This window comes from Neobacillus cucumis (assembly GCF_016908975.1).
Taxonomy (GTDB): domain Bacteria; phylum Bacillota; class Bacilli; order Bacillales; family Cytobacillaceae; genus Neobacillus; species Neobacillus cucumis.
Window position 1 is genome coordinate 39,534 of the sequence record NZ_JAFBEX010000014.1, and the last position, 25,545, is coordinate 65,078.

The 25,545-nt window shown below is 40.0% G+C and carries 22 protein-coding genes and 1 pseudogene; 11 read left to right on the plus strand and 12 right to left on the minus strand.

Annotated features, from left to right (window positions below; genetic code table 11):
• Positions 1-64: 64 nt before the first annotated feature.
• Together JOC76_RS18760 and JOC76_RS18765 are read right to left on the minus strand one after the other, a co-directional pair.
• A complete protein-coding gene (locus JOC76_RS18760; protein ID WP_205180138.1) occupies positions 65-1,810 on the minus strand; it encodes a DUF4153 domain-containing protein in 1,746 nt (581 codons plus the stop codon).
• 284 nt (positions 1,811-2,094) lie between these two features.
• A complete protein-coding gene (locus tag JOC76_RS18765) occupies positions 2,095-3,153 on the minus strand; it encodes a tellurite resistance/C4-dicarboxylate transporter family protein (protein WP_307784741.1) in 1,059 nt (352 codons plus the stop codon).
• 136 nt (positions 3,154-3,289) lie between these two features.
• On the opposite strand from JOC76_RS18765, the gene JOC76_RS18770 reads away from it, so the two are divergent.
• The 4 genes from JOC76_RS18770 (at position 3,290) to JOC76_RS18785 (ending at position 7,120) form a co-directional block, all read left to right on the plus strand.
• Positions 3,290-4,939, plus strand: a complete 1,650-nt coding sequence (locus tag JOC76_RS18770) for a M20/M25/M40 family metallo-hydrolase (protein ID WP_205180142.1) — start codon at positions 3,290-3,292, stop codon at positions 4,937-4,939.
• A gap of 247 nt (positions 4,940-5,186) precedes the next feature.
• Positions 5,187-6,647, plus strand: coding sequence for a L,D-transpeptidase family protein (locus JOC76_RS18775; protein ID WP_205180144.1), 1,461 nt, complete (start codon positions 5,187-5,189; stop codon positions 6,645-6,647).
• A 72-nt stretch (positions 6,648-6,719) separates the two neighbouring features.
• On the plus strand, positions 6,720-6,878 hold the full coding sequence (locus JOC76_RS18780; protein ID WP_205180146.1) for a hypothetical protein: 159 nt from the start codon (positions 6,720-6,722) through the stop codon (positions 6,876-6,878).
• A 29-nt stretch (positions 6,879-6,907) separates the two neighbouring features.
• Positions 6,908-7,120 carry a hypothetical protein gene (locus JOC76_RS18785; RefSeq protein WP_205180148.1) on the plus strand — a complete coding sequence of 71 codons (213 nt, stop codon included), beginning with the start codon at positions 6,908-6,910 and terminating at the stop codon, positions 7,118-7,120.
• Positions 7,121-7,131: 11 nt separating this feature from the next.
• Here JOC76_RS18785 and JOC76_RS18790 read toward each other — a convergent pair whose 3' ends face one another.
• Entirely contained in the window at positions 7,132-7,551 is a 420-nt protein-coding gene (locus tag JOC76_RS18790) for a hypothetical protein (RefSeq protein WP_205180150.1), read from the minus strand.
• Between the two features lie 203 nt (positions 7,552-7,754).
• On the opposite strand from JOC76_RS18790, the gene JOC76_RS18795 reads away from it, so the two are divergent.
• A complete protein-coding gene (locus tag JOC76_RS18795) occupies positions 7,755-8,972 on the plus strand; it encodes an NAD(P)/FAD-dependent oxidoreductase (RefSeq protein WP_205180153.1) in 1,218 nt (405 codons plus the stop codon).
• A gap of 53 nt (positions 8,973-9,025) precedes the next feature.
• On the opposite strand, the gene JOC76_RS18800 is transcribed toward JOC76_RS18795, so the two are convergent.
• From JOC76_RS18800 to JOC76_RS18825, 6 genes are all read right to left on the minus strand, one after another.
• Entirely contained in the window at positions 9,026-9,844 is an 819-nt protein-coding gene (locus JOC76_RS18800) for an EcsC family protein (RefSeq protein ID WP_205180155.1), read from the minus strand.
• Between the two features lie 118 nt (positions 9,845-9,962).
• Positions 9,963-10,601, minus strand: coding sequence for a PspA/IM30 family protein (locus tag JOC76_RS18805; protein WP_205180156.1), 639 nt, complete (start codon positions 10,599-10,601; stop codon positions 9,963-9,965).
• A 26-nt stretch (positions 10,602-10,627) separates the two neighbouring features.
• Positions 10,628-10,972, minus strand: a complete 345-nt coding sequence (locus JOC76_RS18810; RefSeq protein ID WP_205180157.1) for a lmo0954 family membrane protein — start codon at positions 10,970-10,972, stop codon at positions 10,628-10,630.
• Positions 10,973-11,844: 872 nt separating this feature from the next.
• Positions 11,845-13,443 carry a C40 family peptidase gene (locus JOC76_RS18815; protein WP_205180163.1) on the minus strand — a complete coding sequence of 533 codons (1,599 nt, stop codon included), beginning with the start codon at positions 13,441-13,443 and terminating at the stop codon, positions 11,845-11,847.
• Positions 13,444-13,614: 171 nt separating this feature from the next.
• Positions 13,615-13,854, minus strand: coding sequence for a hypothetical protein (locus JOC76_RS18820; RefSeq protein ID WP_205180165.1), 240 nt, complete (start codon positions 13,852-13,854; stop codon positions 13,615-13,617).
• Between the two features lie 230 nt (positions 13,855-14,084).
• Positions 14,085-17,168 (minus strand): efflux RND transporter permease subunit, encoded by a 3,084-nt coding sequence (locus JOC76_RS18825; RefSeq protein WP_205180167.1) that lies wholly within the window; start codon positions 17,166-17,168, stop codon positions 14,085-14,087.
• A 96-nt stretch (positions 17,169-17,264) separates the two neighbouring features.
• Between JOC76_RS18825 and JOC76_RS18830 the strand changes: the two genes are divergently transcribed.
• Entirely contained in the window at positions 17,265-18,092 is an 828-nt protein-coding gene (locus JOC76_RS18830) for a TetR/AcrR family transcriptional regulator (protein WP_205180169.1), read from the plus strand.
• A gap of 43 nt (positions 18,093-18,135) precedes the next feature.
• Here JOC76_RS18830 and JOC76_RS18835 read toward each other — a convergent pair whose 3' ends face one another.
• Complete coding sequence (locus JOC76_RS18835) at positions 18,136-19,380, minus strand: cation:dicarboxylate symporter family transporter (protein ID WP_205180171.1); 1,245 nt, start codon at positions 19,378-19,380, stop codon at positions 18,136-18,138.
• A 343-nt stretch (positions 19,381-19,723) separates the two neighbouring features.
• Here JOC76_RS18835 and JOC76_RS18840 point away from each other — a divergent pair, with 343 nt between their 5' ends.
• Positions 19,724-19,924 (plus strand): hypothetical protein, encoded by a 201-nt coding sequence (locus JOC76_RS18840; protein WP_205180173.1) that lies wholly within the window; start codon positions 19,724-19,726, stop codon positions 19,922-19,924.
• Positions 19,925-20,021: 97 nt separating this feature from the next.
• Positions 20,022-20,444: pseudogene (locus JOC76_RS18845) on the plus strand (IS1595 family transposase); the annotation flags it as partial.
• A gap of 221 nt (positions 20,445-20,665) precedes the next feature.
• On the opposite strand, the gene vanZ-A reads toward JOC76_RS18845, so the two are convergent.
• On the minus strand, positions 20,666-21,148 hold the full coding sequence (gene vanZ-A, locus JOC76_RS18850; protein WP_205180175.1) for a glycopeptide resistance protein VanZ-A: 483 nt from the start codon (positions 21,146-21,148) through the stop codon (positions 20,666-20,668).
• A gap of 621 nt (positions 21,149-21,769) precedes the next feature.
• Here vanZ-A and JOC76_RS18855 point away from each other — a divergent pair.
• Positions 21,770-22,570 (plus strand): hypothetical protein, encoded by an 801-nt coding sequence (locus JOC76_RS18855; RefSeq protein WP_205180176.1) that lies wholly within the window; start codon positions 21,770-21,772, stop codon positions 22,568-22,570.
• Positions 22,571-22,779: 209 nt separating this feature from the next.
• On the opposite strand, the gene JOC76_RS18860 is transcribed toward JOC76_RS18855, so the two are convergent.
• On the minus strand, positions 22,780-23,265 hold the full coding sequence (locus tag JOC76_RS18860; RefSeq protein WP_205180178.1) for a nitroreductase family protein: 486 nt from the start codon (positions 23,263-23,265) through the stop codon (positions 22,780-22,782).
• 632 nt (positions 23,266-23,897) lie between these two features.
• On the opposite strand from JOC76_RS18860, the gene JOC76_RS18865 reads away from it, so the two are divergent.
• Both JOC76_RS18865 and JOC76_RS18870 read left to right on the plus strand, forming a co-directional pair.
• On the plus strand, positions 23,898-24,599 hold the full coding sequence (locus tag JOC76_RS18865) for an HAD family hydrolase (RefSeq protein WP_205180180.1): 702 nt from the start codon (positions 23,898-23,900) through the stop codon (positions 24,597-24,599).
• A gap of 324 nt (positions 24,600-24,923) precedes the next feature.
• Complete coding sequence (locus JOC76_RS18870; RefSeq protein WP_205180183.1) at positions 24,924-25,520, plus strand: DUF5317 domain-containing protein; 597 nt, start codon at positions 24,924-24,926, stop codon at positions 25,518-25,520.
• The last annotated feature ends 25 nt before the right edge of the window (positions 25,521-25,545 follow it).

A 25,545-nucleotide genomic window follows, 5' to 3' on the forward strand; every position in this document is an offset into this window, starting at 1 on the left:
ACCATACGATCCATTCCTTATTTTTTATTACTGAAAATACCCCTCTACATAAGAGGGGCCGTCGCTATTTAATCTGAACAAACAAATAAATACTTGCATTGTTCTGGTTGTACTGCTTCTCAATGCTGACATTTTGGACCACTATGGTGATTTTGGCACGGTCATTTTCCTTGGTAAATGTAGCCTCATCTGCCGGAATCGTCTCCTTAGTCGCATGATAGTTATCATATTTATCAAAAATTTCTTGTGTGTTAAAACGGATCAATTCCTTATTGTTTTCTGCCATTAGTTTTAAGGTGACTTGATTTCCGTTTGTTTCTTTTAATAGCGTATACGTTTTCCCCGCTTTATTGAATTCGCTAATCTCCTCTTCTCCATCTTGACCGGCTTTATAAAGATCAATTTGGATAAATCGGTCAAATCCCGAAATATTCATAGGAGTGGATGGCTCTACATTCAGATAAATAGATTGGTTCATATCCCCTGATTGTTGATACTCCTTAAAACCAAATGTCTCATAAAAATCTTTATACGCATCGAATCCTTTTGGCAGCCAGTTGATTTCTTTTATATACTCCATCCTTGTCAGGTAAAAAACCGTATCGGTAATTATCTGTTGGTCCTTTTGTGAAATCGCCCCATTACGCTTGATTTCATTGTGGTCAAGCATATCATTTCTCAAAAGAACATTTTTTAGCGTGCTAATCTGACTATTGCGGCTAATCGTAAAGGCATCGACTGGCGGCACAATGGAAATGGCTGCAAACAGAATTAACAAGGCTGCAATGAGACCGTTTTTTCGCACTGGTAAAAGGCTAAATAAAAGGCCGGCTATCGCAGCAAAAATGCCAAATAAAATGACATAATAGCGGGTGTGTGTGACACCTGTGTCCGTCAAACTGATGACGGATGATGCGATTTGGAAAAGAACGATGGGTATAAGGATCTTCGGAAAAATTTTTCGAAAAGTGATGGTAAACTTATTGTCTATATCGCTTACCAATATATATAGCAATATTACCGTAATAGCATATGAAACCAGCATGGGTTCAAGCAGGTTATCGGTCCAAAATTGGCCGTTAAGATTTTTAACGATATATAGCACAATGATGAGTGTAAACACAGCAAGAAGTGGGATGAGGATATAGGATAACAGAATTTCTAAAAACTTCGGGATGTGTGCTGCTTTCTTAATACTTCCCTCGTTTGCGTTGGGATAACTTGGAATGAGTGATAGGAAGTACATCGGCGCAAACAGAACAAAAACAAGATTAGCGATATGCGGGTAAAAGGTATAATCAATTGTTAAAATCAACTCATTGAAGGCAGCCAGGATAATACTGATCCCCGCGAATATAATCGCAGAGAAAAAGGCAGAATTAAACAGCGCTTTAAAGGCGATCATAAAGCTCTGATTAAAACTGGCGGTACTTTTGATGACCGGCACCCAAATAAAAGCCCAAAGCAAACCAAACAAGGCAACGGCTGTTCTAATTTCAGTTTCCGTGCTTAAGCCTGGCGCAGGTCGAATAATGATGTAATATCCTGCCGTCAATAAGATCACCACAGCCATTAGAATCAGCCGGGCTGATGAATTCGTATAGAATCGTTCATAACCAACCTGGGCGACTGCACTAAGAAACGCCCCCAAAATAAACGTTAACAGGAATTTTGAATGGTCTTTCTCTGTGCTGATTGAATACGCATTGATCACGGCTGCCGCCAACAGGAATAAAGACGTTAACGGAAAACGAGCAATCGCATCAGTTAACCCCGTAAATCTCTCTCGAACCTTCCTCAACCACCTCATCTATATAACCCCCTTTTATATATCCTATGGTGACAGGCACCATTTAATGGTATTTCATGATGGTTTTAGGATTTATTCTTATTTGTCGGGATGACTTTTGTAGGAATTCGACAACTTTCTCTAAATCCCTTCAAATTTCCTGGGGAATGAACACGTTTCCTCCTAATATTTTCCACTCTATTAAGTACTTATTGACAAAATTCTATTTTGAAACAGATAAAAAAATCACAGGGACGGTTCTACTGCTTCGGAAGCAGTAGAACCGTCCCCATGATTCCATGTTATTACATAGTGATGGAAGCGGAAGAACCGTCCCCATGCTTCTTAAATAGCATATGGTGGAGCATGCCGAAAAAGACGAATATCCAGGCGGCTAGGGCGATGTAGATCATAAAGCGGGGAATGACGGTTAGAAACGGAACTCTTAGCGCTTTAGATAATTGATAGGTACTTGTTGTGTACATCGCCAGCGGGAAGGCCATTCCCCAGAACTGAGGATCATAGGTCATCGGATAGCGATGATAAAGATGGCGCCAGATCATCAAAATTAACATTAACGGAATCCACCATGTACCCATAATCCAGAAGAACAGCGTAAACCCTTTTAAAAAAGGAGTAATTTCAACCAGCAGCGGCCATTCCGCAGCATGCAAAATAAGGGAAGAACCCGCCAACGTCGTAATGGCAACGGCCCCCATATTAATCCAATAAGGCGGTGTTAAAGCAGAGTGTTCAAGCTTTACAAACATAAAGCGGTAAAAAATTAACGTAATAATGTTGAGATACAACATACACCCTAAAAAATACATACATAAAGTAAAAAACAAAACCACTCCCTGCCCACGCTCAATATGAGGAGAAAGCAATGTTCCAAGGATCGAAATCGAATGCGTTGCTACAGCAACAATCAACCAAGCACCATTAATCCCTTCCGCGATCGCCGGCTTATCTTGCCGAATCGTTACCGCAGAAAAAAAAGTATACATAATGACCAGCCATAACAAAATCGCCAGCCCCCATAAATAGGTAGCCATGATGTAATGCTTTGTCACAATAATAAGCTGACAGCCAAACATACTCGTTCCAGCCACCCACGTAAAAAAGCCCGGACCGATGGTATGACTCGTCAGGTCGGCTGTCATTTTAGGAAAATAGTAAAAAAGTCGAATCATGTTAAGGAGCCACAAACTAAGATAGGCAGCCACATTAATCCAGAATAATAGCTTAGCAATCAAAACCATTCCAAGCAGATATGTCCCAATTGAGAGTGCCCCCGTGGCCATTACCAAGGCAAAATAGCCTGGATAAAGATTACTAGCTTTTTGTTTTAAAAAAGTGAACACGGTCTCACCCCTAAGTTCGTATTTTCTTATCCATTTTATCATAAATGTCTAGAGTCCTAGACGAGAAGCAAATACTTGACGCCATAGTCATGTTGAGCTACATTTTTGTAAAATACTAGTAAAAGAGGTTAAGCCCATGCTATCATGCCGCAATGATGTACTAGCGATCACAAAACAACTGGTAAACATAGAAAGCGTCGTAAACACGAACGGAGAAGCCATTATTGCAAAGTCGCTATATAACATGATTACCTCCCTTCCTTATTTTTTGAAAAATCCAAGCTTCGCGACAATCGAACAAACCATAAATGATAATCAGGAACGCTACAATGTTTTGGCCTTAGTTAAAGGAACTAAGGGAACGAGCAGCCGGACCGTTATCCTCATGGGGCATGTCGACACAGTTGGCATCGATGATTTCAATCATCTAAAAAACATGGCTTGTGACCCTGAAACACTCATGGAAGCATTAAAAAAAGAACAGCTCCCAGCTTCCGCCAAAGAACACCTGGAGTCAGGGGATTGGTTATTTGGCCGCGGAGTTCTGGATATGAAAAGCGGGGTCGCTAGTCATCTCTATTTATTAAACTATTATTCCGAACATCCTGAAGAACTAAATGGGAACCTTGTTTTCTTAGCAGAATGTGACGAAGAGGACAGTTCACACGGAATCCTCTCTGCGTTAAAAACATTAAAACGCTGGAAAAAGGAACATGGATTTACTTATACGGCTGCCATTAATGCTGATTTTGTCGCGCCGCGCTACGAAGGAGACCATAATCGCTACATTTATAAAGGAACGGTTGGAAAACTGCTGCCTTCCTTTTTCATTACAGGTGCGGAAACACATGTCGGGTCAGCATTCGAGGGGTTGGATCCGAACTTTATCGCAGCTGAACTAACCAAACAAATCAACTATAATCCGGACCTGTGCAACGAGGCCTATGGGGAAACAACCGTACCACCTGTATCTTTGAAACAAATCGACCTAAAACCGTCTTATACCGTTCAGACCGCCCTGTCTGCCTATGTGTACTATAATTTTTTCATTCATTCCTGGTCGCCAAAGGATGTACTTGAAAAGTTAAAGGAACAAGCCACAGTTGCCTTTCATAATGCCCTTACCGCTTTTGAAGATCGGTATAAACGTTATAGTGCCTTAAGCGGTGAGCCATATGTCCAGCATCCTTGGAGGCCTAGGGTGCTTACCTATGAAGAAATGGACCAATTATTGATTCAGGAGAACGGTACAAAGTACGTCTCTCATATGAAAAATATTAAAGAAGATTTAGTAAAAATTGCAGAATTGGATACACGTATGTTTGCGGTTCGAGTCGTAGAGGAAGCTTGGAAATGGATGAAGGACAAAAGCCCGGCCATTATTCTGTTCTACTCATCCCTCTATTCTCCAAGGATTGAATTAACCGGAAAAACAGCTGACGAGCTTGACTTAATCAGGGCTTTGGATGAAGCGGTGGAAGAAATTCAGCCAGTCTATGCCTATCCGATTGTCACCCGGAACTTCTTCCCTTATATCTCAGATATGAGTTTTGTGGCCCTCAGTGATGATGAGGCCGGCATCAACGCCGAATCCAACAATAACCCTGGCTGGGGAACGAAGCTGTTTGTCGACTACCAAGATATCCGCGACATCAATGTCCCCGTCATCAACATCGGTCCATACGGCAGCGATGCCCACAAAAGACTCGAAAGAATGGAAATGACCTACTCACTAGAAATCGTGCCAAATCTAACCAACTTAGTAATTCAAAAACTTTTGAATTAAGAATCACGGGGACGGTTCTTCTGCTTCGGAAGCAGAAGAACCGTCCCCATGATTCGCCAATTTAAGGAAAATTTAAGGTTTCTTTTCTAACATGAAAAGATAAATAATTCCATTGAAATACAAATAGTGACAAATTTCATGTTTTCCATATAATAGAATAGTAGTGGTAATTTAATATTTAAGTAATCTAGTTGTAAAGTTTGTTACAAACCAATGGTTTTTAATGTCAAATGACATTACTTTTTAAATGGGGGAATCAAGAATGGGAAGTACAGCAACCGAATCAGTAGAAGAAATTGACAGTAGACTCGTCAAAAAAGGCAAATGGTATAACAACTGGAAGTGGATCACATCAGGAATCGTGATCATCATTGCCCTTATATTGGCAGCACTGAACTATTATCAGGCAAAGCATTTCAATGCCAATATCAAGATTAATGGCGTAAATGTCGGTGGACTGACCTCGGATGAGGCACTTAACAAATTAAAATCTTCAGTTTTAAAAAATGTCGTCTATGTTGGAGAAAAACAAATTTTTGATGGAAAAGATACAAAATTAGGATTTTCCGATCAAGACCTATCAGGTGTCAATAAATTATTAAAAAGCCAGCAAACCGTTTTCCCATCTTCAAAAGAAAAAGATTATTCATTAGTGCCAAACAGCGGCGATCCATATCGCACTCAAGAAATGAAAAAACTAGTCGAAGAGAAACTGGCAGCACTAAATAATAATTTAACTCCGCCTGTAGATGCGAAGGCCACTTTACAGCAGGGTCAAATTGTTATTACCAAAAGCAATAATGGTGAGCAGTATGATGTTGCAAGTCTAATCAAGGCCTATGAAAAACAGCAATATGCAAGCGAAATTCATCTTGATCCAGTATACATACAGCCGATCAAAGAAGACAGTGAAACTGTAAAAAATGAACAAAAAACACTGCAAACTCTTCTTCAACAAAAGGTTGACTATAAAGTACAAAATCAAGTCTATTCTTTGAAAGCCAGCGATCTAATTAAAAGCGCCACGGTCTCAAAAGATTTGAAAGTGACCATTGATGGAGCTGATATTAAAAATAAACTCGCTGAAATTAATGATTCACAATCTACTTTAGACAAAGATTTTACCTTTAAGACCCATTCAGGTTCTGTTATTAAGGTAAAAGGTCAAGGTTATGGCTGGGCACTAGATGTGGACAAAGAAGCAGCACGTATTCAGGCAGCTTTTGAAAAAGGAGAAAGCTCTACCGCAGCATCTAATATTATCGGACATGGCTGGAGCGGTGAAGGCTACGGTTATGACATCACATCTAATAACGGTATTGGCGATACTTATGCGGAAGTTTCAATTGCCGAGCAAAAAATTTGGATTTATAAAAATGGTAAATTAGTTGTTACATCGAATGTCGTTACAGGGAAACATAGCACAGGGGAAGATACATCAAAAGGCGTTTGGTATATCCTCTACAAACGCACACCATCCATACTTAGAGGAAGTCATGTGGGCTTAGGTTCCTATGAAGTAAAAGTCAATTATTGGGCACCATTTACCAACAGCGGTCAAGGTTTCCACGATGCCAGCTGGCGTACCAACTGGTCCAGCACCGCATACCTAAAAGCAGGATCAGGCGGCTGCGTCAACACACCATCAAGTGTGATGAAAACAGTTTATAACAACCTCAGCACACATGAGCCAGTAGTCATTTATTAAGAAAAGCGAAAGGCGCTTAGTTTTCTGCGACAAGCACAAGACGAGCCGGCCGAAAGGTTGTTCTTTAACCTTTTGGACGGATTGGCTTGTGACCTCGAGCCGATGGCGCCTGGAGCTGGACAAAAACAAAATCATGGGGACGGTTCTCCTGCTTCCAAACGAAGCAGGAGAACCGTCCCCTTTGATTATCTTGACGTAGTGATCTACTGGAGGATGGCAATGGTTTACTAGTGGATGGCGCCTGATTTCTGGTGGATAACTTGTTTACTGGCGATGGCGCCTGGTTTCTGGTGGATAACTTGTTTACTGGCGATGGCGCCTGGTTTCTGGCGGATAATTTAGATTTACTGGTGGATGGCGGCGACTTACTCTCGGATAACGGTATTTTACTCGCGGATTGCTCACTTTTACTTGTGAAAAACAACCATCTTATGTCAAAAAACAAGGACCTTTCTAATCTAGAGGTCCCCTAACTCATTTACAGTTATTGTTTCCGAAAAATCACCATCCCGACAATACTCGGGATAATCATAAGAAGCCCGACTGTTAAAGCAGGAATTGGGAGCTTTCTAGCAAAGATGGCGCCGAATTCTCCTAAAAACCCACCAATAAGAAAAGGAATAGTCGTTAGTACTTTATTAGCACCCATTTTCGCATAATACCAAGCATCCCAAACAGCATAAACATAAAAACCTGGATAAAATAACATTCCATCATACATAACCGATTCTAAGGCCTGATGGTGGAAACCATTCAAATCAAGTTGAATCGCTTTGTTTATGTTTCCAGTCCAATTATCAAAATGCTCGATAACCAGGAAAGCAATCCCCTTTATAAATTGCTTATTATAAATTTGACCGAAACCCGGCATAAGTAATGAAAATAAAGCAGCGATATTTCTCATCTAATTTTCTCTTTTCTTTTATAATTACCAATTAATTTCCAATAATTGTTATTATGGATAAAAAAGAAAAAATATATTCCTCTGTTAAGAGAATCACGGGGACGGTTCTCCTGCTTCGGAAGCAGGAGAACCGTCCCCGTGATTCTTTTCACTGCCATTTGGAAATAGTAACATTAGCTGTGTTAAAAGGAGGAAGAAACATCTTGAACTTACAATCTGGAACGTATTATTGGCCAACGACATTTCCTGATGCCCCATCTTATCCTTCTCTAGAGGAAGACTTAACATGTGATGTCTGTGTAATTGGCGGCGGGAGTTCAGCTGCCCAATGTGCTTACTATCTAGTAGATACTGGTTTAGATGTGGTCGCAATCGAAAAAGGAAAAATCGGCAGCGGGAGTACGAGTACAAATACAGCACTAATCCAATATTCTGGTGAAAAAATGTTTACCGACCTCATCCATACGTTCGGTCAACCATACATTGAGCGCCATCTGACGTTATTAAAAGAAGCGATTGATGAAATCGAAATTGCTTCAAAGATGGCTAAGTTGGAGAGTGAATTTACTCGAAGAGACACACTTTACTCCGCAAGCAACAAAGATGATTTTGCCAAGTTAAAAAAGGAATATGATTTTTTGAAAGAGCATAACTGTGAGCTCGATTTTTGGACAAAGAAAGACATTGAAAATAAGTATCCTTTTAGCCGGGAAGCGGCTATCTATTCTTACAACGACGCTGAACTGAATCCCTTCAAGTTTACCCATGCCTTAGTGGACTACGCAGCAAAAAAAGGGGTCCGTTTTTATGAAAACACTGAAATGAATGGTCATCATTATGATAAGACACAGAACAGGATGGTCATTTCTACGAAAACAGAGCATTCGATTAGGGCACGCTTCGTTATTTTCACTGCAGGCTATGAGGGCATAGATATAAAAAAAGAGAAGAAGGCCTCGTTTGTTAGTACTTATACGGTCACCACAAACTCAGTGGATGACTTTTCTTCATGGTATAACCGGACACTCCTATGGGAGACAGCCCGTCCCTACCTATTTATGCGTACCACAGCAGATAATCGCATTATCATTGGCGGTCTGGATGATAATACAACGTATTCGGATGATCGGGATAGTAAACTTACCCATAAGAAAGATCAACTGATTGAGGAGTTTCATAAACAGTTCCCTGATATTCGTGTTAAACCAGAATACTATTCCGCAGCTTTTTATGGTGGCACTGTTGATGGTCTGCCGATCATCGGGCTCTATGATGAGTATCCCAACAGCTATTTCCTATTTGCCTTCGGCGACAACGGTACGGTCTACAGCCAGCTTCTAGCAAAGCTGATTGCAGAAAATATAGTGAAGGGCAGCAGCCCAGATATGGCACTATATTTGCAGAATCGACCGCTTATATAGAATCACGGGGACGGTTCTACTGCTTCCAGAGCAGCAGAACCGTCCCCGTGATTTCAAGAAGCAGTAGAACCGTCCCCACTGCTTCCCAATCTTTCCAGAATCCTGCGTTTTCGATAGAGCATCATTCCTGTTTCTGCTAGGTCATTGATCATGGATCGATTGGTAAAGGCACCGAAGATCATGCCAGCGACCGGGACCATTTGAAATAGTTTTTTCCATCCAAACTGATCGCGGTATGTATAGACTACTTCACGCCAGCCTTGAAGCTGTGAAACCATTTCGCCTGACCTGCTCTCCTTCTGACCATAGCTGGAAAGTTCATTCAAAATCGCCCGTTTTCCGACAATATCGGCGGATGAAAATTGGAGGCATTTCACAATAAAAACCCGTTCACTTTGATCACTTGGGTCAAAGCCATGAATGATGGCTATTTCCTGCAGTGTTTTTAAAGAAATCGCCAGTAAGGCTGGAATATCAATCGCAAGCGTGAAAATCCCACCGATTCCAGTGCTCGCTCCTTGTATGGTAGCAAACTTCTTCCTTTGTTCTGTCAGCTCTTCACTTATCTTTTGCATCGCTGTTAAAGGAATCTTTTCGATGTCGGCAACCTCGTTAATCGGCTTGCCCAGCTCTTTTTCAATTCTTTTAAAAAGTGTTTCTTTTTTAATTAGATAGCTACCGCCGGTTTGGATGTAAGAACCGATTTCCTCCAGCAAGCTTCCCACTTTGTTGTGAATGAATTGAGGGGTTATTTTATCAAGAAGCTTAAACGGCAGCCTCCCCAGCCGCTCCCAAAACCACAAACCGCTCTGGCTTTTTTCCCATTTTCCAATAACAGACAACTCAGCTAATAATTCTTCTTTTGTTTCCATATATGAATCACCTCTCTATCTTTATTAATATCCGTTTATTCACTTACGAAAACAAACTAGGTTGGTTTCAAAAATATAAAAACAAAGGCAGTGATGTTGTGATCACCGCCCTCACTCATTATTCTTTTTTATCAATGGATATTTTTTTCTCCAGCTTCGCTACTAATTCATCAATCGTACTGCTGAAAAAGGAACGGTTCACTTTCTGTTCTAACCGGTCGAGATAACCCTCAATTTCCTTAAATTTGGAGAAGGAGGAATCCGCGTAAGCATCTGCTTCTAGTACCTGGTTGATTTGCAGATTGGCGCGGGTCACATTTTCTCTGCCCATCAATTCCATCCGGCGAATCTCCATATCCTTGACTTTTCGCTTCATTTCTTCATACTTTCTTTCAAGCCCCGTCAATTGCTCGGTGACCTGATTTAGAGAACCCTGCAGACGCTGTGCCTGTTCTTCAAAACACTGCTGCTCAACTGAAGCAAACTGGTAGAGCTCCGTTTCCCCTGCCTTTTGGGCAACTTCTGCTTGATATTTTCTTTTTTCCGCCATCTTCATGGCTTCAGCATATTCTCTTGCAAATTCATCTCGTAACTGGTGCTGACGCACTACTAACTTGCCTACCTTTTCGGTTTCCTTTTCACATTCGCGTAGGTATTGATTGAGCATAGCAATCGGATTTTTATTTTCCTTTTGGTTTAGGGCCTCATTAATATCCGCTACCACAATATCTTTAATTCTTGTAAATAAGTTTGTCATGTTCATTCTCTCCTTTTTTTAAAAAATTATTTTCTTAATTCATTCCATTGATTTTCAAAGTTGACAAAGGGATCATTTTCTTTGCTTTTAGGTGCTCTTTTGCTTTTGTTCCATGCTTTATAAACAAGGAAGAGCACATAAGCAGCAGCTACTCCAATCAGAGCCGGGATATGCTGAACTGTAGATGCTAGGACGATTAGACCAATAATGGCTAACCCGATCTTCCAGCCGATAGAATCGGTTTTGAGAAACTGTCGGAAGATGAAGTAGAGTAACACTAGACTAACTAGCAGCCCAACCATTGGGCCAATCGTATTTAGTAATATTAAAGCTGCAATCCCGCCTGCTAACAATAAACCAAACTTTTTCATTTTATTTTCCTCCTTGATTTGACTTGTTTATCTTGATTACATCTTACCTTTTTTCATGTGTTTCCATAATTGCGCCAGAGCTCGATTTTTGTATCAGACCTAAGGCGTAGGTGATATCGGACCGCTGTATGTTCAAAGTATTGAGGCATTGCTGATGATTTACCAGCTTACCTTGTTCTACTTTTTTTTAATGGGCTTCCAAAGCGATAGCAGGAAATTGGCTATCAAGCCCTTACACTGAAAGAAGTTTAAATGAGAGATGATATAACGGAGGAGATTCGGGGCTGTTTAACGAGTTCTAAAAGGGGTGTTGGAAGTTAGGAACCACCCATACACCCCAAAAGCTGCTCGTTAGGGATGGCTTCGAGGGTTTTGGACCTTTCATAACTGCCGAAACTTCTTTTTCGAGGCGGCTTCGGGGGTTTTGGACCTTCCATAACTGCCGATGCTTCTTTTTCGGGGTGCCTTCGGGGGTTTTGAACCTTTCATAACTGCCGAAACTTCTTTTTCGGGGCGCCTTCGGGGGTTTTGCACCTTTCATAACTGCCGATGCTTCTTTTTCCGGGGCGGCTTCGGGGGTTTTGGACCTTTCATAACTGCCGAAACTTCTTTTTCGGGGCTCCTTCGGGGGTTTTGGACCTTTCATAACTACCCAAGCTTCTCTTTAGGAGCGGCTTCGGGGGTTATAAACCTTTCATAACTACCCAAGCTTCTCTTTTGGGAAAGCTTCAGGGGTTATTAACCTTTCATAACTACCCAAGCTTCTCTTTAGGAGCGGCTTCGGGGGTTATGTCCGTCCTCCCTAGTCTTTCTTTATGAATGTAAAAAGAAAGACAGCACCAACTGTCTTTCTAAAAGGATATTTTGCTATTTTAATAAGGTGATTTCGCACCTAGATATCTCGTTTTCCAATAGCTAGATGTCATATCTGAGATGACGACGCCGGTTGAGGCTGCGCTGATGAATTTGTTGTTTCCTAAATAGATTCCTACATGGGATGGTCCGACTTTGTAGGTTTGGAAGAAGACAAGGTCACCGACTCTTGGCGAGCTGACAGGTGTGGTCGCATCCCATTGTGTTTGAGCGGTTCGCGGCAAAGAGATGCCAAATTTATCAAATACATATTTGGTAAACCCACTGCAATCAAATCCTGCTGGAGTGTTTCCTGCCCATTTATATGGAGAACCAATATATTTCTGAGCCTCGGCAATAATACTTGCAACAAGAGAAGCATCTGATGTCACCGGTTTTTGTGCTGTCTCAGTAGATGTTGCTGGTGCTTGTGACGTTGTTGTAGCCGCACTTGAAGCCGACGGCGCTTTTGACGTTTCCGCTGGTGCACTAGATGTTGCCGGTGCCTTTGGCGTTACGGCTGGTGCACTAGATGTTGCCGGTGCCGTCGTTGTTGCTGCACTTGAAGCAACTGGTGCCTTTTCTGTTGTTGTTGCTGGTACACTTGAAGTCGCCGGTGCCTTTTCTGTTGTTGATGCTGGTGCACTTGAAGCCGCCAGTGCCTTTTCTGTAGTTGATGCTGGTGCACTTGAAGCCGCCGGTGCCTTTTCTGTTGTTGTTGCTGGTGTACTTGAAGCCGCTGGTGCTTTTTCTGTTGTTGCTACACCAGATGTTACTGCAGTGCTTCCAGCTGTCGCTGTTTCAGAAGCTGCCGGTGCTTTAGATACTTCGTCTACACTTGATGTTGTTGCCGCAGAACTTCCACTTGTATCTGCACCTGAAGCCGTTGTTGCTGCACCTGAAGCCGTTGTTGCTGCACCTGATGTTTCCGTCGCTCCTTCACTTACAGATGTACTTGAAGTTGCTGCTGTTCCTGTACTATCAATTGATTGCGCCGTTGTTGCTGCCGCTGTGCTACCAGCTGCTGCACCTGAAGTTGCCCTAGCAGAAGCCGCAGTGGTTCCCGCACCCGTAGTCGCTGCATTTGAACTAGCCGCTGTAGTACTAGTTCCCCCACTACCACTCACTTTTAACGTCTGCCCAGCATAAATAGTATCAGAGGATAAATGATTGATAGATTTAAGCTGCGGAACAGTAACATTATAACGCGATCCGATCACCGATAAAGAATCCCCTTTTTGAACCACATAAGAAGAATCACTTCCATTCGTGCCAGCGATTTTCAATTGCTGCCCAGCACGAAGAAAGCTTGAAGTCATCCCATTCAAGCGCTTTAATTCATTTACGGTTGTTCCATTATCTCTTGCAATTTTCCAAAGACTATCTCCCTTTTGAACCGTATAAGTAAGCGATAGTTTTTGATCGACGTAGATTGTATCACTCGAAAGAGAATTCCACTCTTTTAATTGATTAATAGACACTTGATTTGCTTGACTAATTTTCCAAAGACTATCTCCCGGTTGAACCGTGTATCCGGGTTCTTGCGCACTTGCTGAGGCTCCAAACGCAGTAAGAACAAGCCCAGCCGTGGCAGCTGCTGTTACTAGATTTTTCTTCACTTTTAAAATTTCCTACCTTTCCTTAATTTACTTCAATAGTCATATTAATGCAATTTTCGACAAATGAACATCCGACGAAAGTGGTAGTTTAGTAGGAAAAACACTGAAAAGGTAGGACTTTTTATAAAAAAATAATAGGAGAAGTGCTGTGAACACTTCTCCTTGAAAAAATCAACCGCTTTCTCGATCGCTGCCGGTCAAAAACATCTCCCCCAGATACTCAGAGTGCGCCAAATACTGCTCCACAAATTCCGTTAAGGTGATCGGGATTCCGGTATCTTCTAACCAATATTCAAAACTGGTGGCAATATTCTTTTTTATCAGATCGTTTTGGCCCCAACTGGCAGCCAGCGGATGTTCAATCCCAGCAAGGACATCAGCAATCTCTTGGATGGTCGTTATTTCTAACACCCTCTTTTTTTAAAAATGGAAACCTTTTATTTAATGTATGTAACAAACAACATTTAACTCACATAGAACAAACCTTTTTTAAAGTCGCCGATAAATTGCTGAAATCGCCGAAAAAAACAATAAATAGCCGATAAAAGGTTCCAAATCGCTGATACCCCTTTAAAAACCGCTGAAAAACCTCCGCAACAATAAAAAAAGACCCCGCAAGTCTTATCTTGCAGGGCCAACTCTTAGTTTTCCTCTATTTCTCTTCGATTTTTCTTAAATAACTTCGATAAAACTTCATACACAATTGGTACGACGAACAAGGTTAACAGCGTGGAGCTTGTTAAACCGCCAATAACGGTAATTCCCAGCCCTTTCGAAATCAATCCGCCGCCACCTTCGCCAAGTGCCAATGGGATCAGGGCACCTACCGTGGCAATCGCGGTCATCAGGATGGGACGTAAACGGGTTGCTCCCGCTTCGAGCACCGCTTTCCGCATCGTTAATCCATCGCGTTCCATATGAATAATTCGGTCCACCAAGACAATCGCGTTCGTCACAACAATACCAATCAACATCAATAGACCCATCATAACCGAAACTGAAATCGTCTCACCGGCAATTAATAAACCGACAAACGAGCCTATAACGGCAAACGGTAATGAGAACAGGATCGCAAACGGTGCAACACCTTCACGGAAGGTAACCACCAGGATGAAGTAGACAATCGCAATCGCGGCCAGCATCGCAGCCCCAAGCTGTGTAAAGGTATCAGTCATATCGGCCTGTACGCCAGCAGTGCTGACGGTTACCGTTTTTGGCAAATCAAGCTTATCGACTTCTTTACCCAAACGGTCCGTTACTTTTTTAACATCCTTACCAATAACGGTTCCTGTAACACTCGCATAGTATTCTCCCTTACTGCGCGCCAGTGTATTTAAGGTTGTTCCTTTTTTCACGCTGACAAGCTGTGAAAGCGGCACAGTCGTACCCATGGCGGTTGGGACTGGCGTTTTTAACATTTCATCAATCGATTCTGGCTGTTTCGATTGTTCTTGCTGCACAATCACATCTAGGGATTCACCATTTTTCTCAATCGTCGTTAACACATCTTGCGTCTTCGTTGGGTTCAGCATCATCACGAGCTGACCAGTGGTTAACCCATATTTAATCAAATCATTCTGTGCAACATTAAAGGTATATTCAACATAAGGGTCCTCTGCACTAGAAGAGACATCTTTAAGCCCTGTGTCTTTCTTCATCACCTTTTCAACCTTGTCGACCGATTGATACAATTTATCTAGGTTTTCACTATAGAAGGTGTAGCTCACCTCATTGGAACCAACGGATGAGGTACTCATGTTCTGGCTCTTCCATGTGCCCGATTGGTTAAGGTTTTTCACATATTTTTCAATTTCATCTTTTACCTTAGGGAAGTCCTTTGTATCAGGGTCAAAAATCAGATACATTAAGCCCCCGCCACCGCTGCCGCCAAACATGGCAGTGGATGTGTCCCCTTTATCTGTGACCGAAAGCTGAACGATATCAATATCGTCACGCTTCAGCATCTTATCTTCGACGTATTTAACGTTCTTCAAAGTCTCATCCTTTAACTCACCTGCTCTAGGCGTGTACGTTAAATAGATCGTCTTTTCTTGTTCACTGCCCAAGAAGCTGAAACCGATTAATGGTGTTAAAGCCAAACTGCCTGCTAATAAAACAACGGCAATAATCGACGTGATCACTTTATGATTAAGTGTTTTTTCCAATAAAAACTTATACCATTTTGCCAACTCGCCCACTTCTTTGTGACGTTTCCCCGTCTTGTTACCATATAACTTTTTCTTAAATAGGGTATGTGATAATGCTGGTACAACCGTAATGGCGACGAGTAACGATGCACCAAGTGCAAACGTCATTGTTAAGGCAAACGGCGAGAACAACTCACCGACCATTCCACCAACAAAAATCAGTGGTGCGAACACGGCAACCGTTACTAATGTGGAGGCTAAAATCGGCTTAAACATTTCAATCGTCGCCTCGCGAACAAGGGCACGACCATTTAATTTTTCCTCTTTTAAATGCAAACGGCGGTATATATTTTCAACTACAACGATGGAGTCATCGATGACCCGTCCTATGGCAATGGTAATGGCCCCCAGCGTCATGATATTCAGCGTAATATCGAGCCAGTGCAGGATCATCAACGCTATGAAAATCGATACTGGAATCGAGATAATTGCCGTAATCGTTGATTTAAGGCTGCGTAAAAACAACAGAATAATTAAGACTGCAATAAATCCGCCAAACACGGCTTTTTCAATCATCGTAGAAATGGATTCTTGAATGGGTTTCCCTTGGTCAAGGGTTACATCGATATGAATACCATCGATTTTAGCCTTTTGTTCTTTGACAACATCCTTGACACGGTTAACCACATCCACCGTGTTAGCACGTTGCTCTTTGACAATTTGAATAGCAATCGCATCTTTCCCGTTGGTTCGAGAAACAGATTGCACTTTCCCCACGGTTTGAATTTTGGCAATCTCATTTACTTTCACAAATGGTGATGGATGTGCGGCCGTCGGTGTGACAGGAATCATCGTGTTCTTTAATTCATCCTCTGTCATGTACTTGCCGTCAATGGCAACTGCCTGCTCTCCTTCTTTAAACTGATAAAGTCCTAATGAAACGGCCATATTGCTGGCTTGAATCATTTGTTTGACTTTATCTTCGGTCAGGCGAAATGCTTTTAATTTCGCTTGATTATAAGTAAGGTCCACTTCTTCAATATGCTGACCGCTAATGGTCGCAGAAGCTACACCATCAATTTTTTCAATTTTGGGAAGAAGAATATCCTCGACTGTTGAGGTTAGTTTTACAATATCTTCCTTCGAACTACTTACACTGAGGGCTACAACCGGCATCATGTTCATGCTGATCGCCGTCACCTTTGGCTTTTGTGCTCCGTCCGGATATGTTACGTCATCTAAAGCGGATTGCAATTCACGTTTTGCTTCGTCCATATCAATGCCATATTCATATTCCACCTGAATGCTTGACATGTTAGAATAAGAATTTGATTGGACAGTTTTTACGTGATCAAGCCCTTCAACTGCTTTTTCAATCGGCATGGAGACATCTTCCATGACCCTCTTAGGAGTGGCACCTGGATACACATCGGTGACCATTAAGTACGGAATCGAAATATTCGGGATCGTTTCCATATTCATGCGTGTCCCTGAATAGATACCCGCTACCGTCACAATAATCGTCAGCAGCCAGACGGCCAGTTTATTCCCAAGGACAAAATTTGCTAAAGCTTTCACTTTTGACACCTACCTCTGATTGACTTACTAGACTCAACTATTTATAATAATGACCAACCAGTCATTTGTCAACGAATGACATTAGGGAGTGTTACAATGAAAAAACAATTAATCATGGAAAAAGCACTCGAACTTTTTGCAAAACAGGGGTTTGAAGCTACTTCCGTGCAACAAATAACAGAACATTGCGGCATTTCGAAAGGGGCCTTCTATCTATCCTTCAAATCGAAAGACGAATTGATTCAGGCCTTAATTGACCATTTCATGAATCAAATGACCGTTGATATTGACTATGTAGTCAAAAATACAAATAGGAACGAACTTTTATATAAATTTTATTACACGATCTTCCATACTACCTATCAGCATTCGGATTTTGCGAGATTATTGTTAAAGGAGCAATCACACACGTTTAATAATGACCTTTTTCAAAAATTACATTATTACGACCACTTACTCGAGAACACGATTTTAGTCATGTTGGACCAATTATATGGTGAACAAGTAAGGGAGACGAAGTACGATTTAATGTACTGTATCAAGGGATTCATGCACACCTATTCACATCTGTTTGTTTTTTACAATATTCCATTAGATTTAAACGAACTAACTCAATCACTTGTGGAAAAAACAAATTTGCTTGCACAGCATACGACCGTTCCATTTATGACCGAAGAACTGGTTGGAATGTTTAAGAGTCCAATCAATGAAGAAGTCACTAAGGAACAGATCCTTGATATCCTTGAAAAGAAAATCGTGGAGATGGATGATTCGTTGGAGAGGGAATCACTTCTTTTACTGCAGGAACAGCTCGAGGAAACGACCTATCGTCCGGTTATTATCCGAGGGTTGATTGAGAATATCCGCAATCATCCGGATTGCAAATGGATCTCCTTTCTACTGCGGCGGTATTATGATTTTTAAAAAAAAAGACAGAGCGCCATTGGCATCTCTGTCTTTTTTCATATTAAGCTGCTAATTTTTCATCCATGTTCACTTTATGGCCTTCCCATCTTGAAACGACGATTGCAGCAAGTGAGTTACCTACAATATTGACACATGTACGAGCCATATCAAGGATACGGTCGATACCAGCGATGAACGCTAGACCTTCAACAGGAATTCCAACGCTTCCTAATGTAGCAAGGAGAACGACGAAAGATACCCCAGGAACCCCAGCAATCCCTTTAGACGTAACCATCAAAACAAGCACAAGCGTAATTTGATGCCCTATGCTCATGTGAATGCCATACATTTGCGCAATGAACAAAGCCGCAATCGCTTGATAAAGAGTAGAACCGTCTAGGTTAAACGAATAGCCAGTTGGAATAACAAAGGAAGTAATCGCCTTTGGACAGCCAAGCTTCTCCATTTTTTCCATGATTTTTGGAAGAACGGCTTCCGAACTTGCAGTCGAATATCCTAGTAATAACTCATCTTTTAAATAAACTACGAATTTAAAGATATTCACACCAGCAATTTTCGCAGTAATACCAAGAACAACGATGATAAAGAATATCATTGCGCCATAAACAACGATGACTAATTTTCCTAATGGAATCAGTGAAGATAAACCAAATTTAGAAACGGTCACACCAATTAACGCAAAAACACCAATCGGTGCGAATTTCATGACTTGGTTGGTCACATAGAACATGGCATCCGCAGTACCTTTAAAGAAGTTGATAACGGGTGTTCCTTTTTCGCCAATGGCCGCAATACCCAGACCAAACATGACAGAGAAGAAAATAATCGCTAACATATCGCCATTTGCCAATGACTGAATAATGTTGGTCGGAACGATGTTGACGAACGTATCAGCCATGGAATGAGATTCTGTTGTACTCGCTGTTGCCACATACGAGTTAATATCCGTTTTTGATAAGTGAGAACGATCAACACCTGTCCCAGGGTGGAAAACATTCGCAAAGATTAAACCTACTAAGATGGCAATGGTTGTAATGATTTCAAAATATAAAATGGTTTTGCCGCCAAGTTTCCCAAGTTTTTTGGAATCACCAACGCCAGCAACCCCTACAATAATACTAGAAATAACAATTGGGACCACAATCATTTTAATTAAGTGGATAAAGATGTCCCCAAATGGCTGTAGAATTTTTGCAATTTGAGGATTACCGTAAAAAATAGCACCAACAATAATACCCAAAGCCAAACCGATGAAAATTTGCCAAGCAAGACTAATTCTCTTCATGACCTCTCCCCTTTTCTATAAATTATATATATAATCACACTTTCCTATTCTAAAAAACCTCAAATAAGGTTAATCCATATCATAACATGATACCACAATATAATTCTAGATATTTTTTTCGACATGCACAATACTGAAAATACTGGTAGAACGTGTTTTTTGTCTTTTTTGTTACTATTGTATTAGTTTTATTTCCCTAGAAAATTTCGGATTAGATATTATTTTCAGATAATAAACAAAAATATGACTATTTAGTTTTTTTAGAAATATGTGTTTAAATTTTTACAAACTGGCCCATACTTTAGCCATACGATCTAGAAAAGGTCATTTTGGAGGGATTAACATGGGGAAAGATTTAGAAAGCATGTTTTTGGAGTTAAAAAAAATGAAAACCAAGGAATTGGAAGATTGCAATAAGGAACTAAACAGCACAGACTATAATAAGGTGATCAAAAAAGCGCTCATGGTGTATAAAAACGAACTGCTAGAGTGTTTAGATATGTATGATCTTTATCTTGATAAAAAAGAAACACTTCTCATCTAACAGGAGGCTCCGATTAAAAGGAGCTTTTTTTCATTTAGGCTGTTTTCGTATAGTTTGTTGCTTTCTTTACCATAATAATAGAGTGTTTTTATAATGCGATAGAAACGGTAATTCGATTGCTCTAAAAGCTGGTACAGGGCGTGTTAAAGCTGAAGAAATATACGCAGTAATAGGTGGATATATACATCCGACATCTTTGTTATGCACCGATACAGCTACTAACTATAAAAAATTTGCCAAAATGAAAAAATTGCAGCACGAACCTGTCAATGAACATCAGAAGCAACGAGTGAAGAAAGGCATTTATCATATCCAGCACATTAACAATTTTCATAATCGCTTAAAGAAGTGGATGGAACGAGCCAAGGGGTTGCGACGAAATACTTGGATAACTACTTAAACTGGTTCCGTTGGCTTGATTTAGGTGATAATCTAGCATTTGAAAAACAAGTGGAACAAATTCTTTTTTGCGTGCCAAAAATCAAGTTATATGACGATTGAAACTTTCAAAAGTGCATAAAATAGAACCCAACAAAATTTTTAACGGGTTCAGTTAAAGAGGTTAAAAAATTAAAATGACAAGCAACTTGGTGTTCAAACTCGCAATAATACTGGAACGCCTTTTTTCTTGTCATATCAGGATTTTTATTAAATTGTTATTAAAATTGGAAAACCACCAACTTCCGTTAATACATCAATTGTCTTAGATGTAAATAAATAGTGTCCATTGAGATAAATAAACTAATATTTAATTCTTAGATGGGTACGGAAATAGAGCAATAAAACGAGCAAAAGTATACCAACAAAATTAATAAATCGATCTAATTTTTTATTATTGATATACTTATTACTAAAATCATATGATTTCAGTCCAAGAAAGCCTCCAACAGTATTTGTAATTGCATCTGTTATGTCTGTCGCTCCAATAGCGAAGGTAAATTGGATTAATTCAAAAGTAAGACTTAAACCTACTATAAAAGAAAATTTAGGTAAAAACCCAACTCTTTTGAAATTGACATTGAAAAGCAATCCCAAAGGAATAAAGGCTATGACATTTTCTATCATCTCTATGAAATGGTCTCCTGAAGCAAATGGAATCAAGTTAAGACTCCTATGATGATAATTAAATACTGACGAAATATTGTACACTAATTTGAATAAAACTAACCAGATTAGTATCAATAAATATAAAGCTAGCAATCCTCTAGATAATATTTTTCCCATACAATCTCCTCTAAATTTTTTGTTTAAGTGTATCAAAAATATGCCCTGTTCAAAATCCGAAATTTTCACTTAAAAAATTGGGTATTGAAGAATCTCAAGTTCACTCTTTATTAGGGATTGTACAAAAACCTTTAAAGAAGACTTAGTGAAGGGAGTCCAAACTGGTAAAAAGGATGTCAATTGACATCCCTTTTTATTCTAATTGTAGACAATTAATCGACCAATCTCAATGTCAAAACACTTGCCAAATCAAAATTTCAACCTCTTAAATGAACCCGTTAAAAAATTCTTGAGTTCTTTCAAATTCCCAATTATATAAAAAATCCTAATTCATGCCAAAATCCTTTATCTAGAATCCTTTTATAATATATTTTACTAAAATCAATATAACCCTTCAAAAACAACAAACTTTACGAAAACAGTCTTCATTTAAATCGTTTGAAAACAAAATCCTATTAAAAATCCTCTAAAATGCTAAAAATAGCTTCCAAATTTCACATTTGGTGCACAAAAAGGGCTTTTCGCACCAAAAAACGCCTCCAAATTCGAAAAAGTGGCATTCGATTTACCTCGTAAAACCCGCTATCGTGAAGATATTCTCACGGTGAAAGGGTGTTATTTTTGTTCCAATTAAAATCAGGTCATATCGAAGGCTTCGAGCCATTTTCTCAGTTTTGTTCACTAAAAGAATTTAATACCCATTTGGAAATGTGGATGCTTGAGCACAAGCATGATTTTTCAAAAGGAGAATTAATCGGTTTAAAGAGATTAGCCCGTTTTGCAGCCAAAATCCCTGGCGTTTGCAACGCCAAAATCGGCACGATTTTAAAAGCAATCCACGAGGAATATCATGATAACGGTATTTCGCGTTCTACCTTTAAACGGATGATCCTAAAAGCCAAAGAATTAGGGATTCTTACTGTTTATGAAACTGAAAGAAAAAACGGTTCACAATCGAGCAACTTGTACCAGTTCAATCGTTTTCCTTCAAATGAACTGCCCAAAACGGAAACCGCGGACCACCCAATAAAAGCTATTAATCTTTTTAAAACTGATAAAGATCAAAAGAAACGTATAGAAGAGCCGTCCCCACTAGACTATACATATGTGAGCAATCGTGTTCCACAGCCGTTTGTCCAATTAGTAAAGTGCTTTTTTAATAATGCAAAGACAATCGAAGAGTACTGGAAAATGGCCAAAGCCTCAGCCTACCAGAATCTTTTTGAAAATGATGCTGATCTAACGCTAGAGGTTGCTATAGACTCCTTTAAGCAGCTGATTCGTAAACTAAAGGTGAGCCGTACAGTCCGAAACCCTTTTGCCTATTATTTCGGAATCTGCTACAACAAGTTTTGCAATCTATTCCATGAAAAAATGCAGGAGGAATATGAGTTGAATGAGAAGGAAGTTGTTTTTAATTAAATGATATTTGGAGTTAGTTTTTTTAGAGATTAGGCGTCCCCTGCAAAAAAGTTTGCCCTACAGGTAGGAGAATCGACGAAAATCGTAAAAAACCGGGTTCAATTTGCAACCCGGCGCCTTTTAAATCGTGAAGATTTCTTGCGTTTCTGCCTATTTAAATTCAAAAATGCGACTTCTTTATGGCTATTTTCGACGAGACTTCATTTAAATCATGCTAAATACGTGATTTTAGATGTAATTGGTGTCCTCTTCTTGACCGCAGGAATGTCCGATGGGTAACCCACTCCAAAGACTCCAATCACATCATACTCTTCTGGAACACCAAGTATTTCACGATTTTGCGTTTTCTCCCCCATCGATGTCCAATAGACGCCGACACCTGCTTCTTGGGCAGCCAATAAGAAATTCTGTACAAAACAAGAAGTAGCCATAATATTTTCATCACGCTTGAAAGAAGTATCGGCAGGCTTTGACAATACAGCAAAAACGACAGGTGCACCGCCAAAGTCGATTTTATGATTGAGTTTCGCTCTGGTTTCAGGCCCGACAAAAAGAAGCTCCCATGGTTCGTTCATGCGATGATTAGGCGCATAACTTGCGGCCTCCAGCCATGAGATTAACTCTTTTTCATCAATCGGATCCGGCTTAAACTTTTTAATCGTTCTACGTTCTTTTATCACATTAACGATCGTCATCTTTTAACATCCTCTCCTCTAATATCAGGTTATTGTCTTGTATGGCATACAAAGAATATATATATAGTAAACTTAAACCTAAACATGCGTTTTTTTCAACAAATGTACCTTGAAAAAGTTAGATACCAAGCTATCCCATTAAATAAATGTAGAAGGAAGAATCAAATTGGATACTGAATGGTTAAAGTTTTTTATGACCATCTCAGAAGGGTCTACTTATTTTGATACTGCCGAAAAGCATAATATCTCCAATATATTTTATGTACTGCACCCCTAATTTAGAGCTTTGAGGTGTTTTTTTATAAGTGGAGCTTAGGGAAGGTTGAAAATGTTCATAAGTGCCGTAGGCTTTTTTTCAGTCCTGCTTCGATAGTTTTGAATCGTTCATAACTGCCGTAGGCTCTTTTTGGGTCCTCCTTCGGGGGTTTTGAACCCTTCATAACTGCCGTAGACTCTTTTTCGGTCTTGCTTCGGGGGTTTTGAACCCTTCATAACTGCCGTAGACTCTTTTTTGATCCTGCTTCGGGGGTTTTGAATCGTTCATAACGATAAAAACCCAAACTATTCCCTTTCACCCAGTTTTATATTTTAATAGAAGAAGATAATCTAAAAAAAAAATGGAGTGTTACGACATGAAAGCTATTTTCTTCGATTTAGATGACACATTATATGACCAAGTCCAACCATTCCAAGAGGCATATAATCGAACTTTTTCTTCTATTACTGATATTCCCATCCTCGACCTTTTTAAAAAAAGCCGGGAATATAGTGATAAAGTGTTCTCGTTAACCGAATCAGGAGAAATGTCCTTAGAAAAAATGCATCAATATCGTATGATGAGCGCCTTTAACGATTTGGGGTACACGATTACCTCAGACGAAGCCGATGCCTTCCAGCAGGCATACAAAGAACATCAATATAAGGTCTCTCTGATTCCAGAAATGAAAAATATCCTGGAATATGTAAGCAGCAAGGGCATTCCCGTTTATATCACCACCAACGGTCCATCCGCCCATCAGCGTTCAAAACTAGAATCACTCAATCTCGTGCAGTGGATACCAGCTAACCAGGTCTATATCTCTAGTGAAATGGGTTATGCGAAACCTCAGAAGGAATACTTCGAATACGTTAATCAAAAAACAAATACATCCCATGAGCATTCCTTGATTGTTGGGGACTCATTTGAAAATGACATCATCGGCGCCCATCATGCAGGCTGGAGTTCAATTTGGATCAATACCAAAAACAAAACGAAGGCAATTGAAACCATTCAGCCTACGTATGAAACCAATTCCTATCAGCAGCTTGAGAAACTAATTAAAGAACTATATTAAAGTTATTTCTCCAAAAAAATCCCGCTCTCCGAAAAGAGCGGGACACCTCCAAATTTTCAAACCACCCTTTTAAAACGAAACAGGACTGCGAAGCTTGTAAATATAATTCACAACTCCCCCCTTGAAAACTGCTTTATTCGACAAAACTCCACAATTCCATAGTAAAAACTTTACAATCCCGATATATTTCTACCAATTTCTGCATTGCGTTCGACGAAATTTTTTGATTAGATAGAAATGGTATTGTAAGAATATTTTCCCTTAAGAGAATTTTTGCGCTTTTATCCAAAATATTATATTCTAAAATAGGCAGGTTCAACATTTATGGTATTTGACGGCATTATTATTTCGTTTATGATCGGTTTCCTCAGAAAAGGTAATCTAAGAGCCCTAGCCCAGCTAAAGCTTAAATGGGGCTGGATTTTCCCCCTGCTATTAGTCGTGGAACTAGCCGTTTTTACGCTTCAAAATAAGATTCCATTACTTGGTCAATTAAGCGGTTCCATTTACATAGTCGTTTATATACTTGGCTTGCTATTTCTTTTTATGAACCTCAGAAACCCTGGATTCGTGCTAATATTAATCGGAGTATTCCTCAACTTTATTGCGATGGTTCTCAACGGCGGAAGAATGCCGGTATCAGTAGAAGCAGCCTCCGTACTGGATCCAAGCTATATTAAAATATTAAAAACTAGTTTATATGCCAAACATACCATGTTGACGTCTTCAACTCATCTAGGAATTTTAGGCGATATCATTCCCATCACAAAACCATATCCGCGTACCCAAATCATCAGTATTGGTGATATTGTGATGAATATCGGCATCTTTCTATTCATTCAGTATCTAATGGTTCGTCATCCACTTGCCCAAAAGGGTTCAGCTCCCTCCGTTTCGATGAAGGGAGGTGGGACACGATGAAAAATGAACAAAAAAACGGCATTAA